This is a genomic window from Stenotrophomonas sp. OVS01A, assembly GCF_019969775.1.
GTDB lineage: Bacteria > Pseudomonadota > Gammaproteobacteria > Xanthomonadales > Xanthomonadaceae > Stenotrophomonas > Stenotrophomonas indicatrix.
The window spans coordinates 66,519-80,918 of the sequence record NZ_JAHXYV010000002.1 but is presented as its reverse complement, the minus strand read 5'-3'; the positions used below and the strand labels follow the sequence as shown (position 1 = coordinate 80,918).

Sequence of the window (14,400 nt, the reverse complement as noted above, 5' to 3'; positions counted from 1 at the left end):
TGCCGCTGTTGGTAGGTGTCGACCTTGGTCGACACGGTAGATCCACGCCATGCGTGGATGGATCTCCATCGGAATCGAGTATTTCGACAGTGCATCAAAATGCGTCCACGCACGGCGTGGATCTACCTGGGTTGGCTGCCCCCAAAAAAATCCCCGGCCGACCCGCATCGGCCGGGGATGATATCGCCACGCCCTTGGAGAGCGTCTCTACCGTAACGCTTTCCTGCAGTGGTGGTGATCGCCTCTGGCGATGACGACCAAGCCAGCAGGCATCAGGCGTCCGCCAATGCCTGTTCCAGGTCCGCGCGCAGATCACCGATGTGCTCGATGCCAATCGACAGCCGCACGGTGTCCTCGCTGACCCCGGCCCTGGCCAGTTCGGCCGCATCCAGCTGGCGATGGGTGGTCGAGGCCGGGTGGGTGGCCAGTGACTTGGCATCGCCCAGGTTCACCAGCCGGGTGAACAGTTTCAGGGCATCGAGGAAGCGGGCGCCGGCAACGCGCCCACCCGGCAGGCCGAAGGTCAGTACACCGGAGCCATGGCCGCCCAGATAACGCTGCGCCGCCGCGTGTTCGGGGTCGTCGGCCAGCCCGGCATAACGCACCCACGCCACCTTCGGATGCGCGCGCAGGTACTGCGCCACAGCCAGCGCATTGGCGTTGATCCGCTCCATGCGCAGCGCCAGGGTCTCGATGCCCTGCAGGATCAGGAAGGCGTTGAACGGTGACAACGCTGCGCCGGTATTGCGCAACGGCACTACCCGCGCCCGGCCGATGTAGGCCGCCGCGCCGAGCGCTTCGGTATAGACCACGCCGTGATAGCTCGGATCGGGCTGGTTCAAGCGGGCGAAGCGTTGCGGCTGCGCCGTCCAGTCGAAGCGGCCGGAATCGACGATCGCCCCGCCCAGGCTGGTGCCGTGGCCACCGAGGTACTTGGTGAGCGAGTGCACCACGATGTCGGCGCCATGTTCGAACGGGCGCAGCAGGAATGGCGTGGCCACCGTGTTGTCGACGATCAACGGCACACCGGCCGCATGCGCGACCTCGGCGATGGCGGCGATGTCGGTGACGTTGCCGCGCGGGTTGCCGATCGATTCGACGAACACCGCCTTGGTGCGTTCATCGATCAGCGCGGCGAACGCGGACGGATCTGCCGGATCTGCGAAACGCGCCTGGATGCCGTACTGCGGCAGCGTGTGCGCCAGCAGGTTGAGGCTGCCGCCATACAGCGCACTGGCAGCGACGATGTTGTCGCCGGCCTCGGCAATGGTCTGGATCGCGTAGGTGATCGCGGCCTGCCCGGAAGCTAGTGCCAACGCGCCGATGCCCCCTTCCAGCGCCGCAACGCGCTGCTCCAGCACGTCGGTGGTGGGGTTCATGATGCGCGTATAGATGTTGCCCGGCACCTTCAGGTCGAACAGGTCCGCCCCGTGCTGGGTGTCATCGAATGCGTAGGCCACGGTCTGGTAGATCGGCACCGCCACCGCGCGGGTGGTCGGGTCGGGGCGGTAGCCGCCGTGCACGGCCAGGGTTTCCAGTTGCCACTGCGGATCGCTCATTGCGCCAGGCTCCATCCGGGGAAACGCCCACCATAGGCCAGCCATCGACCGCCATTGAGAGCCCCTGGCGATGACGCCAGTACCGGCGGTTATCAGGTTGCCCGGGATTCAGGCAGTCGTCATGGGCCATTGCTAGGCTTCGCCGCCGGGCCCTTCGCCCCGGACAAGGACGCCCTACCCATGCAGCCCTCCCCGTGGACTCCCGCCGCCGGCAACCCGACCCAGGTGCTGCTGGTCGAGGACGACCGCCGCCTGGCCGAGCTGGTCAGCGACTACCTGAGCGAACATGGATTTGCCGTGCAGCACGTGCCGCGTGGCGACCTGGCCAGCGCGGCCTGCCGCCAGCACGCGCCGGAACTGGTGGTGCTGGACCTGATGCTGCCTGGCCTCGGTGGCATCGACGTGTGCCGGCAGATCCGCAGCTTTTCCGACGTGCCGATCCTGATGCTGACGGCGTGCGAGGACGATATCGAACAGGTGCTGGGCCTGGAGTCCGGCGCCGATGACTACGTGCACAAGCCGATCGAGCCGCGCCTGCTGCTGGCGCGCCTGCGCGCGCTGCTGCGCCGCCGCCATGGCAGCGGTCCTGCCGGGGTGCCGTGCAGGCTGATGCATGGCGAGTTGCTGATCGATCGCGTGCAGCGCGAGGTCCACCTGCATGGGCAGCCGGTGGAACTGGGCACCACCGAATTCGAGATCCTCTGGCTGCTGGCCAGCCAGCCCGGGCAGATCCTCTCGCGCGACCAGATCCTGCAGGCGGCGCGCGGCATCGGTTTCGATGGCCTGGACCGCAGCGTGGATGTCTGCATCGGCAAGCTGCGCCGCAAGCTGGGCGATGACGCGCGCGAACCGCGCCGGATCAAGACCGTGTGGGGCCGCGGTTACCAGTTCAACCCCTCGGCCTGGTCGGCGTGAAGCGCCTGTTCCTATGGTTGTGGTTCGTCACCGGCGGCTGCCTGCTGGTGTCGGTGTTCAGCCTCAACCACCTGCTGGACCGCATCTACACGCCCCTGCAGGAACGTGTCTTCGTCGAACAGGTGCGCGGACAGGTGTATGCGTTGCGCAGTGGACTGGCCGGCCTGGACCGCCAGCAGCAACAGCAGCGCCTGCTGCAGTGGCAGCCGCATTACGGCATTGCGCTGTCACTGCTGGATGCACCGCCCGTGCTCGATGACGAAGAGCGCAGTGCCCTGCGCGGGGACGGCTTCATCGTCCGTGAGAGCTACCAGCAGGTGCTGCTGCCCATCGAGGGGACTGACGGACACTGGCTGCAGCTGCGCCTTCCCGGCGAGGTGCAGATGACCCTGTACATGACCGCCGCCGCCTACCTGTGCATCCTGCTGCTGGTCGGCGCCTGCCTGTATGCCTGGGTACGCCTGCTGTGGCGCGACCTGGAAGCGCTGCGGGGTCATGCCGATCGCATCGGTGCCGGCGATCTGCAGGCGCGTGCGCAGGTATCGCCACGTTCGCAGATCCGGGTCATCGTCGAGCATTCCAACCGCATGGCCGCGCGCGTGGCCGAACTGGTGCAACGGCAGCGCGATCTTACCCATGCCATTTCCCACGAGCTGCGCACGCCGATCGCACGCCTGGCCTTCGGCCTGGATCTGATGCAGGACAGCAACGACCCGGCGCGGCGGGCACACCTCGCTGCCGGCCTGCATGGTGATCTGGCCGAGCTCAACCGGTTGGTCAGCGAACTGCTGGCCTATGAGCGGTTGGAGCATCCCAACGACGCCGAGCCCATGCAGCGGATCGAGGCGAATGACTGGCTGCAGGCCTGCATGGAAGACGCACGGCGCGATGCCGAGCGCGCGGGCCTGGTGCTGCAGGTCTGGCCCAGCGCGCTGCCACGCGTGGATGCCGAGCCACGCCTGCTGCAGCTGGCCCTGAGCAACCTGGTCGGCAACGCGATGCGCTATGCACGCACCCGTGTGGAGGTGTCACTGGTCAGCGTGGCCGGCAAGGCCTGCCTGCGCGTGGATGACGATGGCCCCGGCATTGCCGAAGGCGATCGCGAGAAGGTGTTGCGCCCGTTCACCCGCCTGGATGACAGCCGCAGCCGCGACACCGGCGGCTTTGGTCTTGGCCTGGCCATCGCCGGGCGCATCGCGGTTCGTCACCACGGCGAGCTGCGCGTGGGACGCGCGACCCTGGGCGGTGCACGCCTGGAAATGCACTGGCCACTGGCTGCCAGCTGAACGCCACGGGCCGCGCTTACAGTTGCTTACAACTCCCGCACAACTGCGGACGGATTGGTCGGTGGCATCCCGCCACGCTGTCGACCCAGCAGCACGCGCCGGATGCGCGCACTGCATTTCCTCCCACTGTAGAGAGTTGCCATGTCCCACCGTCGCCGTTTCCCCACCCTGCTCGGCCTGGCCCTGCTGCCCTTGTTCGCAACGTCCACAGCGCATGCCAAGGAGGATCATTGGACCTTCGAGCTTGCCGCCGGTGGCGGCGTTGCCCCGCGCTACAGCGGCAGCGAGGAATTCCAGGCCGCACCGACGCTGTCGTTCGACGTGACTTCGCCGGGAGGCTGGTTTCTGGGTACCAGCGGTGCGGGTTGGGGCACGGCGATCGGCGAACACACCCGCGTGCGTGCCTACGTCGGCGGCAGCGGCAGCCGACGCGAGAAGAACTCGATCCTCGGCGGCTCGGACTTCCTGCGTGGCATGGGCGATATCGATACCCGGCCCCTGGTCGGCCTGGCGGCTGGCTATACGCTGGGTGAGGCGGTGTTGAGTGGTTCCTGGCAGTACACGCTGAAAGACGATGACAAGGGCGACAACGGCCTTGCCACCCAGCAGATCCACCTGAACCTGGAGATGCCGCTGTTCGATCTGGCCGGTGGCGTGGTCAGCGGCAGCGTCTCCACCGACTACGGCAACCGCGGCTATATGCAGACCTGGTACGGCGTCAGCCCCGACCAGGCCGCTCGCACCGGGTTCGCCCAGCACAAGCCCAAGGCCGGCCTGGTCAGCGCCGGGCTGGGCATGAAATGGAGCCATCGCGCTGGTCGCAATGGCAACTGGTACATCGCCGTGGAAGGCACCCGCCTGCTCGGCGACGCCGCCGACAGCCCGATCGTGCAGAAGGCCAACCAGTTCGGGTTGATGACCGGGTATACGCACCGGTTCTGAGCATGGCCGGCGAGCGTCGGACACCGACGTTCGCGCTGCCAAAGAGACGGGGCGCTGCGATCATGCAGCGCCCCGTTGCACGCATCAGGCCTTGGCGAACACCAGATGGCCGCCGTCGTTGCCCACTTCGATGGTATCGCCGTTGACGAACGCACCGGACAGGATCTTCTGCGCCAGCGGGTTTTCCAGCTGTGCCTGGATCGCACGCTTCAGCGGACGCGCACCGTAGACCGGATCGAAGCCGACGTTGCCGAGCAGATCGAACGCTGCATCGGACACCACCAGCTTCAGGCCACGCTCGGCCAGGCGCTTTTCCAGGCCACGCATCTGGATGCGCGCGATCTGCTTGATCTGCTGCTTGTCCAGCGGATGGAACACCACGATGTCATCCAACCGGTTGATGAACTCCGGACGGAAGTGCGCCTGCACCACGCCCATCACCGCCGCCTTCATCTGCGTGTAGGCCTCCGGCGTGTCATCGCCGCTCATGTCCTGGATCTGGTGCGAACCCAGGTTGGAGGTCATCACGATGACGGTATTGCGGAAGTCCACCGTGCGGCCCTGGCCATCGGTCAGGCGACCGTCGTCCAGTACCTGCAGCAGGATGTTGAACACATCCGGATGCGCCTTTTCCACCTCGTCCAGCAGGATCAGCGAATAAGGGCGACGGCGCACAGCCTCGGTGAGGTAACCGCCTTCCTCATAGCCCACGTAGCCGGGGGGCGCACCGATCAGGCGGGCGACGCTGTGCTTCTCCATGAACTCGCTCATGTCGATGCGGATCATCGCGTCGGCGCTGTCGAACAGGAACTCGGCCAGCGATTTGCACAGTTCGGTCTTGCCCACGCCGGTCGGGCCCAGGAACAGGAACGATCCCCCCGGTCGATTCGGATCGGACAAGCCAGCGCGCGAACGACGCACTGCGTCGGACACCACCTTGATCGCCTCTTCCTGGCCGACCACGCGGTTGTGCAGCACCTCTTCCATGCGCAGCAGCTTGTCACGCTCGCCTTCGAGCATCTTGTTGACCGGGATGCCGGTCCAGCGCGAGACGACCTCGGCGATCTCCTCGTCGGTGACACGGTCCTGCACCAGCTTGAAGTCGTGGTTCTCCACTTCCTGGGCGGCAGCCAGCTGCTTTTCCAGCTGCGGCAGCACGCCATACTGGATCTCGCTCATGCGCGCGAAATCCTGCCGACGCTGGGCCGACTCCAGTTCAACCTTGGCCTGCTCGACCTGTTCCTTGATCTTGGTCGTGCCCTGCAGCGCGGCCTTCTCCGACTTCCAGACTTCGTTGAGATCGGAGAACTCGCGCTCCAGCGCATCGATATCGTTTTCCAGATCGGCCAGGCGCTGCCGCGAAGCGTCGTCCTTTTCCTTCTTCAGCATCTCGCGCTGGATCTTCAGCTGGATCAGGCGACGTTCCAGCCGGTCCAGTTCCTCCGGCTTGGAATCGATCTCCATGCGCAGCCGTGAAGCGGCCTCGTCCATCAGGTCGATGGCCTTGTCCGGCAGCTGGCGGTCGGTGATGTAGCGGTTGGACAGGGTGGCCGCAGCGACGATGGCCGGGTCGGTGATCTCCACCCCGTGGTGCACCGCGTACTTTTCCTTCAGGCCGCGCAGGATCGCGATGGTGTCCTCCACCGTCGGCTCGCCCACGAAGACTTTCTGGAAGCGGCGCTCCAGCGCGGCATCCTTCTCGATGTACTTGCGGTACTCGTCCAGCGTGGTCGCACCGACGCAGTGCAGTTCACCGCGCGCGAGTGCCGGCTTGAGCATGTTGCCGGCATCCATCGCACCGTCGGCCTTGCCCGCGCCAACCATGGTGTGCAGCTCGTCGATGAACAGGATGATCTGGCCTTCACTCTTGGCCAGGTCGTTGAGCACGCCCTTCAGGCGCTCTTCGAATTCACCGCGGAACTTCGCGCCGGCGATCAGCGCGCCCATGTCCAGCGACAGCACACGCTTGCCGCGCAGGCCTTCAGGCACTTCGTCATTGATGATGCGCTGGGCCAGGCCTTCGACGATCGCGGTCTTGCCCACGCCAGGTTCGCCGATCAGCACCGGGTTGTTCTTGGTGCGACGCTGCAGCACCTGGATGGTGCGGCGGATTTCTTCATCGCGACCGATCACCGGGTCGAGCTTGCCGCTCTCGGCGCGTGCGGTCAGGTCGATGGTGTATTTCTCCAGCGCCTGCCGCTGCTCTTCGGCGTTCTCCGACTGCACGTTCTCGCCACCACGCAGTTTGTCGATGGCGGTCTGCAGGCGCGCCTTGTCGGCACCGGCAGCGCGCATCGCCATGCCCAGCGTGCCGCCGTCTTCCAGTGCGGCCAGCACGAACCACTCGCTGGCGATGAAGGCATCACCGTTCTGCTGGGCCAGCTTGTCGGTATGGTTGAGCAGGCGGTTGAGGTCGTTGCCGATCGACAGGTTGCCGGCCTGGCCGGACACCTTCGGCAGCGCTTCAAGCGCCTCGTCCAGGCGTTCGCGCAGCACCGGCACGTTGACGCCGGCCTGGGCCAGCAACGGCCGGGTGCTGCCCCCCTGCTGGTCCAGCAGGGCACTGAACACGTGCACCGGTTCGATGATGCTGTTGTCGCGGCCTACCGCCAGCGACTGCGCGTCTGCCAGCGCCTGCTGGAAACGCGAGGTGAGCTTGTCCATCCGCATTGCGAAACCTCATCGGTCATCTTGGCCGGCCCGCGCCGGCGATGCTGGAGAGATGCGGTTGCCCCACCCCGTTTCAAGGGTGGCTGCGACTGCATTCGAAGGCCAGTCAGCCTGTGGCCAGCATGCCGGAAGCGGTGTTGTCGGCGCGTTGATCCCGATCAGAACCGCACGCTGGAGGCCTCAATGGGTGATCGCGGCCCGGATCGCCCGCAGCTGCTGCTTGACCGCCCGCGCCTGCGCCACGTCCATGCGCAGCAAGGCCTTCTGCCCGATCGAGCGCGACTGCAGGGCGGCATCGGCGAAGCGGTAGCGGCCGCGCTCATCGCGCTGCAGCAGTGGCGCCTGGGCCAGCTCCGGGGTGTCCAGCAGGTGGTCGATCAACGTTACCAGGCGATCATTGAAATACCCGTCAGGACGGCCCAGATCGACATACGCCTGCTGGATCAACGGATAGAAGCGCTTGTACGCGTGGGCCGCCGCCGCCGGGTCGAGCGCAGTGAAGGCCTGCACATAGGGCGCATAGCGCGCTGCATTGGCCGCGGCGATGCGTTCGCCGCCCTCGCGCGGCTCCACCTGCAGGCTGCCCGGTAGCGGCCGGAAGGCCAGCGCGGTAGGCGGCACACTGGCCTTGTCCAGGTTGTCGACCTGGGTGACCATGCGCTGGATCAGGTGATCGCGCAACAGCGCAGTCAACGCGCCCTCGCCCTTGAACAGTTCGCTCAATGTGCTCCAGGCGGCGGCATCGCTGTCGGCCAGGTTCGGCAACGCAGGGTCGGCGGCGGCCTCGGAATCCAGCGGATGCTTGATCGGAGAGGGCGCGGGTTCCTGCGTAGCAGCGGGCTTCGGTGCGGCACCTGCGGAGGTCGGCGCGGATTGCTCCGGCACCGCTACGCCATCTGCCAGGTGCTGCAACTGGTCGCGGAACAACCACGTGCCCGCGCCGCCCACCACCACCACGCCCAGAACCCAGGGCCAGACCACTTTTCCACTCTGCATGATGCAGAACCTCGCCTTTCAGCTGCATGGACAAGGTGTGACTGCCCTGATTCGGCGGGGTTCCCCAGCCATTCCGCTGCCGTTGTGGTTCACGCCTGCTTTGCGCGGTACGCGCGACCCTGCTGTTCCTGTTGGGTGGAGAAGCCTTCATGCAGTACGCGCTGTACTACTGGACCGGCATCCAGGGCCGTGGCGAATTCGTGCGGCTGGCGCTGGAAGATGCCGGCGCCGATTACGTGGACATGGCGCGTGTGCACGGCGACGCCGTGATGCAGCCGTTCCTCGATGGCCACAGCGAAGGTGCGCAACCTTTCGCGCCACCGTTCCTGAAGGCGGGGCGACAGGTCATCGCGCAGGTCGCGGCCATTCTCGATTTCCTCGGCCCGACGCTGGATCTGGTTCCGCAGGCCGCCTCGCGGCGCATGCAGGCGCTGCAGTTGCAGCTGACCATCGCCGATCTGGTGGCCGAAGTGCACGACACCCACCATCCGATCGCCGCGTCGAAGTACTACGAAGACCAGAAGAGCGAGGCCAGGGCGCGTGCGGCAGCGATGCGCGATGAGCGCCTGCCGAAATTCCTCGGATACTTCGAGCAGGTGCTGAAGGCCAATGGCGGTCGCCACCCGCTGCGCGAACACTCCTACGTGGACCTGTCGCTGTTCCAGTTGCTGAGCGGGCTGGACTACATGTTCCCACGCCGCATGCAGGCGCTGTGGCCGACATTGCCACTGCTGCGCGCGCTGAAGGACCGGGTGGAACAACGGCCCGGCATCGCCGCCTATCTCGCTTCGGAACGGCGGCTTGCCTTCAACACCAACGGCATCTTCCGGCATTACCCGGAACTGGATGGCGAGAAGTAGCGCCGGGCCATGCCCGGCGGCAGCGCAACCCAACGCCGGGCATGGCCCGGCGCTACCGGTCAATGGGCGTTTTCAGCCAGCGGCTTCACCGCCTGCTTCTGCAGCGACAGCAGCCCCAGCAGGATGGCCAGCGCCACATAGGCACCGGCGAACTGCCAGCTGATGACGCGGGCAAGGCCCTGCAGATCCCACGGCAGGTAGATGCCGCCGCGCGGATCCACCGAATGGATCAGGCCGAACAGGGTGAGCACCGCCGCCACCAGCAGGAAGCCGCAGGCGCGGCGCAGGCGTCCATCGACCATCGCTGCGACGGTGGCGATCCACAGCATCGAAGTGATGATGAAGCCGTTGCCCAGCGCGAAGATCACCGCCAGCTCCGGCAGGCCGTGGCCATCGACGTGGGTCAGCAGCGCGCCCATCTGCTCGGCCGGAATCCAGCCCGGCGCCTTGATCGCCAGCAGGTAGGCCGCCGACGGCAGGAAGCCCAGCACCATCGCCCCGGCATGCTGGCGCGGCGTCGCCTGGAACGCCTGGGTGGTGATGTCGATCGACACGTACACGATGATCGGCGCCAATACCGCCAGCGGCAGCCACTGCACCAGCCCGGAAATGATGCCGAGCATGCCGCCGATGCCGACGAACAGGCCGGTCAGCAGCGTGTAGCCGCTGCGCGCGCCCATGTGCTTGTAGGCCGGCTGGCCGATGTACGGGGTGGTCTGCGCAACGCCACCGCAGACGCCGGCGACGAGCGTGGCCGCCGCCTCCACCAGCAGGATGTCGCGGGTGCGGTAGTCATCGCCGGCCGCGCGCGCGCTCTCGGATACGTTGATGCCACCGACCACCATCAGCAAGCCGAACGGCAACAGCAGCGGCAGGTAGGTCATCGCGGTCGGCAGGCCCTCGATGAAGCCCAGCGTCGGCAGCGGCAGCACCACCTGCGGCGGCACCCAGGCCGGAATCTGGAAGCCGGGCACACCCAGGCCGGCCAGGCCGAGCCCGTAATACAGCACGGTGCCGAACACGAAGGCCAGCAGCACACCGGGGCCGCGCAGCGGCAGCTTGCCCTTGGCGATCAGCACGTACAGCAGCAGGCCCAGCGTGGTGAAGCCCACCAGCGGCGAGCGCAGGGTCTCCAGCAACGGCAGCAGGCCCATCAGCACCAGTGCGATGCCCGCGATGGAACCCAGCAGCGCAGCGCGCGGCAGCGCGCGGGTCACCGCTTCACCGAAGAAGGACAGGATCAGCTTGAGCACGCCCATGATGACCAGCGAGGCCATGCCCAGCTGCCAGGTGGCGATGGCGGCGGCATGCGGGTCCAAACCCTGCTGCTTGAAGGCCAGGAAGGCCGGGCCCAGCACCAGCAGCGCCATGCCGATGCTGGTCGGTGCATCCAGGCCCAGCGGCATGGCGGTGACGTCGTCGCGCCCGGTACGCGCGGCCAGGCGCCGTGCCATCAGGGTGTACAGCAGGTTGCCGACCAGCACGCCCAGGGCGGTGCCGGGGAACATGCGGCCGAAGACCACGTCGGCGGGGAACTGGAACATCCCGACCAGGGCCATGGCGATGAAACCGAGGATGGAGAGGTTGTCGACGACCAGGCCGAAAAAGCCATTGAAGTCGCCAGCGACGAACCAGCGGCGCGGCGCGGTGGAAGCGGGAGCGGACATGGAAGGGGCGGTGGGGGTGGGGACCGCCGATGGTAGGCCCAGCGGGGCCGGCGCGCCAATTCCCGAGTGGAATGATGGGTTCCAGCCAACGGCGGAGCCCCTCGTGGCTGGTCGCTGAAAGCGGCCTATCGGAGTGGGTCGTGCGGGGTGGGCTGCGCAGGACACGCCGTAAACCCGTCCATGGGGGCTCGATGGCGCCATCCATGGCGCCAACGGTCCTGCGCAGCCCACCCCGCCCGGCCACGGACAGTTTCCTGCGGGCGCCAGCCACGGAAGAGAATCAAAAGATCAAAAGCAGAAGCCGGTCGCTGCGCTCTCAAGTGCCCGATCGCGGGCATCTGCTTGGTTGCCGGCCAGCGGCCGGCACTACCGACAGACATCCACGCATTGCGTGGATCTACCGTGTCGACCAAGGTCGACACCCACCAAGAGCAGGTCATGCCATCCCAACAGATCGCGGAAATCTGTCGAAGGCGGGGTGGGTCCGGTTGCGGGGGTGTCCGCGGCATGGATGCCGCGGCCAAGCCTACAGGGACGTATTCACGGCGTCCCCCGCAACCGGACCCACCCCGCCATCCCACCGATACCCCGCTTTTGACGTTGACGTTGATTCGGCGGGTGCAGGGCGCAGCCCTGCATCAGACCCCAACCCTCACTTCTTCAGGAAGTTGTCCACCAGCAGATGCTTCACGTCGTCGATGCGACCACTCAGCACTGCCTTGGCCGCATACAACGCCGTGCCCGCCACCTGCTTGGCCTCGATCTGCGGCGGCATCACCAGCTCCGCGCGACTGGTGTGTACATCCAGCAGCGCCGGCCCACGCTGGGCCAGGAAATCCTGCACCGCTTCTTCCAGGTCCTCGCTGCGGGTCACCGTGCGGCCATGGAAGCCGATCACCTCGGCCAACCGCCCGAAATCCGGATTCTTCAGGTCGGTGTAGTTGTCCAGCAGCCCTTCCACCTTCTGCTCCAGCTCGACGAAATTCAGCGAGCCGTTGTTGAACACCACCACCTTGATCGGAAGGTTCTCCTGCACCGCGGTCAGCAGGTCGCCCAGCAACATCGCCAACCCACCATCGCCGGACAACGAAATCACCTGCCGCCCCGGGAAGGCCTTCTGCAGACCCAGCGCCTGCGGCATCGCGTTGGCCATCGTGCCGTGCAGCAGGCTGGTCAGCGTGCGGCGCCGGCCGTTCACCCGGATGTGCCGCAGCACCCACACCATCGGCGAGCCACCATCCGCGGTGAACAGCGCATCGTCGGTAGCGTACTTCGACAGCAGCGCGGTCAGGTGCTGCGGATGGATCAGCTCGCCCTCACCCGGCTGCTCCTCCTGCTCGCGCTTCTTCAGCGCTTTGTCGCGGTGCTCGATGCATTCGTCCAGGAAACTGCTGTCTTCGCGCGGAGGCAGCATCGGCAGCAGCGCGTCCAGTGTCGGAGCGATATCACCGACCACGCCCAGGTTCACCGGATGGCGTCGACCGAGGTGGCTGCCGTCGCGGTCGACCTGGATGATCGTGGCCTTGTCCGGATAGAACTGGCCCCAGGCGAAATCCGCGCCGAGCAGCAGCAGCGTGTCGCACTCCATCAACGTGTGGAACCCGGATTCGATGCCGAAGACTCCGGTCATGCCCATGTTGTACGGGTTGTCCGGTTCGACGAAGTCCTTCGCACGCGATGTGTGCGCCACCGGTGCCTGCAGGCGCCGCGCCAGTTCCAGCAGCTGCGCATGTGCCCCCTGGCAACCGGCGCCGGCATAGATGCCGATACGCTTGCCCTGCCCCAGCAGTTCGGCGATGTGCTGCAGCTCGGCCTCGGAGGGGCGCAGCACCGGCTGGGTGTAATGCACCGAGAACGGCACATCGTGCTTCACTTCCGCTTCGCTGATGTCGGCCGGCAGGATCACCACCGCCACACCGCGGCGGCTGATCGCCGCCTGGCAGGCCAGCGCCACCACGCGCCGTGCCTGGGCCGGGCTGTGCACCTGCTCGCAGAACACGGTGCAGCTGCCGTACACCGCCTTGAAATCCACTTCCTGCGGGAACTCCATGCCCAGTTCGCTGGTGACCACCTGGCTGGCGATAAGCACCATCGGCGCGCGGTTGCGGTTGCTCTCGAAGATGCCGTTGATGAAGTGCAGACCGCCAGGACCGCACGAACCCGCGCAGGCGGTCAGCTGGCCGCTGATCAATGAATCGGCACCGGCCGCGAACGCCGCGACCTCTTCATGGCGGACATGCACCCACTCGATCTCACTGCGATGCAGTGCGTCGGTGACATGGTTCAGGGTGTCGCCGACGATGCCATAACAACGGCGGACGCCCGCCTGCTGCAGGGTATCGACAACGATCTCGGCGACGCGCTTGCTCATGGGACTACAACCTTGCAAGGGGGAACCCCGAGGCTAGTCCCGATGAAGTGATGCTCCCGTGGGCAAGAGGCCGATCGCCCTGTCGTGCAAACTCCGGGCAGGGCTTCCGTCAATCGTTGACGTTGATCCACCCCGTCACCGCGCCGCGCTTCGGGTTGCGGTAGCGCACCTGCACCCAACCATCCTGCTCATCCAGCATCTCCACGCGATCACCCTGCACCAAGTAGCGCTGCGTGCTCGGTGCACCAGGGCGGTCGAACAGCAACAGGCGCATGGGCACTACACGGGCTGCCAATGGCACCAATGGCCTACCGTTGTCAGGCACGGAAAGACCATCGTTGATGGCCCGCTCAAGAATCTCTGCGGCAGGCGAGTGGCTGCTCCAGACGGCAAGTGGACCACCAAATCGCCTCGGCTCCAAGCTCAGCACTTTCCCATCCAACGTAGGCAACGTGAGCATACGCTCGGACCGGAACAGGTACAGTGCTCCACCGGAAGGCCGGTACACATCGGTACGCCAGATTGAACTCCGGCAACGGCTACGGAGCACCTGCTGATCGGAGTCCAGTTCGATCAATCCGAACTCTCCGCAACTCCGATCAGCCTTACGGATGACGGGCATTTTTACGAACTCGCCAAGCCCCAGGTCGAACCGATAGACCGCCGTTGAATAATTGACCATTCCAACGGGGACCTGCACCACCAGGTCGAGGCGGCCGTCGAAGTCCACATCCAAAGCGCTCAGCTCTATTTCCAGGCCGGGCGACTCGGATCCAGCGCGAGCCAGGTGCTGTTTCGCGCCCGCGGGAAGGTGGACCTGGATGTCCCCATCTTGGTGATGGACAACCTTTACAAGCATTCTTGGTGCAACTTCGAACGAAAGCTGGGTTTGTTCCACGATTGGCTTCGGCCTGGCCTCACCGGGCTGCGATAGGCCAACCTGCAGGAGAATCAGACAGAGTATTGCCGCAATGGACCGCGAATTTCCTTGTTCACGTAACCGCCTCAGGTGTGTCAGCACATCGATGATCAACGTTTTCCTCCACCCACGCAGAACCGGGCTTGTCAGCCGATTCGATCATCGTGTGACGCAGAGTCATGCGATTCCATGCAAGAAATCCGAAATTTGTTGCA

10 protein-coding genes are annotated in these 14,400 nt (G+C 65.9%); 4 read left to right on the top strand and 6 right to left on the bottom strand.

Going from position 1 to position 14,400, the window contains the following annotated elements; genetic code table 11:
- Positions 1–272: 272 nt before the first annotated feature.
- Entirely contained in the window at positions 273–1,559 is a 1,287-nt protein-coding gene (locus LC407_RS09270; protein ID WP_025874692.1) for an aminotransferase class V-fold PLP-dependent enzyme, read from the bottom strand.
- Positions 1,560–1,739: 180 nt separating this feature from the next.
- On the opposite strand from LC407_RS09270, the gene LC407_RS09265 reads away from it, so the two are divergent.
- The 3 genes from LC407_RS09265 (at position 1,740) to LC407_RS09255 (ending at position 4,702) form a co-directional block, all read left to right on the top strand.
- The gene (locus LC407_RS09265) at positions 1,740–2,474 is read left to right on the top strand and encodes a response regulator transcription factor (RefSeq protein WP_025874693.1); all 735 of its coding nucleotides are present in this window, start codon (positions 1,740–1,742) and stop codon (positions 2,472–2,474) included.
- Complete coding sequence (locus LC407_RS09260; protein WP_223482716.1) at positions 2,471–3,760, top strand: ATP-binding protein; 1,290 nt, start codon at positions 2,471–2,473, stop codon at positions 3,758–3,760. The genes LC407_RS09265 and LC407_RS09260 overlap by 4 nt, the downstream gene beginning before the upstream one ends.
- Positions 3,761–3,901: 141 nt before the next feature.
- Positions 3,902–4,702 carry a MipA/OmpV family protein gene (locus tag LC407_RS09255; RefSeq protein WP_223482715.1) on the top strand — a complete coding sequence of 267 codons (801 nt, stop codon included), beginning with the start codon at positions 3,902–3,904 and terminating at the stop codon, positions 4,700–4,702.
- A gap of 84 nt (positions 4,703–4,786) precedes the next feature.
- Here LC407_RS09255 and clpB read toward each other — a convergent pair whose 3' ends face one another.
- Both clpB and LC407_RS09245 read right to left on the bottom strand, forming a co-directional pair.
- The gene (gene clpB / locus LC407_RS09250) at positions 4,787–7,372 is read right to left on the bottom strand and encodes an ATP-dependent chaperone ClpB (RefSeq protein WP_032975152.1); all 2,586 of its coding nucleotides are present in this window, start codon (positions 7,370–7,372) and stop codon (positions 4,787–4,789) included.
- Between the two features lie 180 nt (positions 7,373–7,552).
- Positions 7,553–8,368: a DUF3014 domain-containing protein gene (locus tag LC407_RS09245; RefSeq protein ID WP_223482714.1), complete on the bottom strand. Its 816-nt coding sequence runs from the start codon at positions 8,366–8,368 to the stop codon at positions 7,553–7,555.
- Positions 8,369–8,517: 149 nt separating this feature from the next.
- Here LC407_RS09245 and LC407_RS09240 point away from each other — a divergent pair, with 149 nt between their 5' ends.
- The gene (locus tag LC407_RS09240; protein ID WP_223482713.1) at positions 8,518–9,228 is read left to right on the top strand and encodes a glutathione S-transferase; all 711 of its coding nucleotides are present in this window, start codon (positions 8,518–8,520) and stop codon (positions 9,226–9,228) included.
- A 59-nt stretch (positions 9,229–9,287) separates the two neighbouring features.
- Here the strand turns inward: LC407_RS09240 and LC407_RS09235 are convergent, their stop codons facing one another.
- The 3 genes from LC407_RS09235 to LC407_RS09225 form a co-directional block, all read right to left on the bottom strand.
- Positions 9,288–10,895, bottom strand: coding sequence for a hypothetical protein (locus LC407_RS09235; RefSeq protein WP_223482712.1), 1,608 nt, complete (start codon positions 10,893–10,895; stop codon positions 9,288–9,290).
- Positions 10,896–11,547: 652 nt separating this feature from the next.
- Positions 11,548–13,266, bottom strand: a complete 1,719-nt coding sequence (locus LC407_RS09230; RefSeq protein ID WP_025874311.1) for a thiamine pyrophosphate-dependent enzyme — start codon at positions 13,264–13,266, stop codon at positions 11,548–11,550.
- A gap of 109 nt (positions 13,267–13,375) precedes the next feature.
- Positions 13,376–14,299: an SH3 domain-containing protein gene (locus LC407_RS09225; RefSeq protein WP_139784994.1), complete on the bottom strand. Its 924-nt coding sequence runs from the start codon at positions 14,297–14,299 to the stop codon at positions 13,376–13,378.
- Between the last annotated feature and the right edge of the window lie 101 nt (positions 14,300–14,400).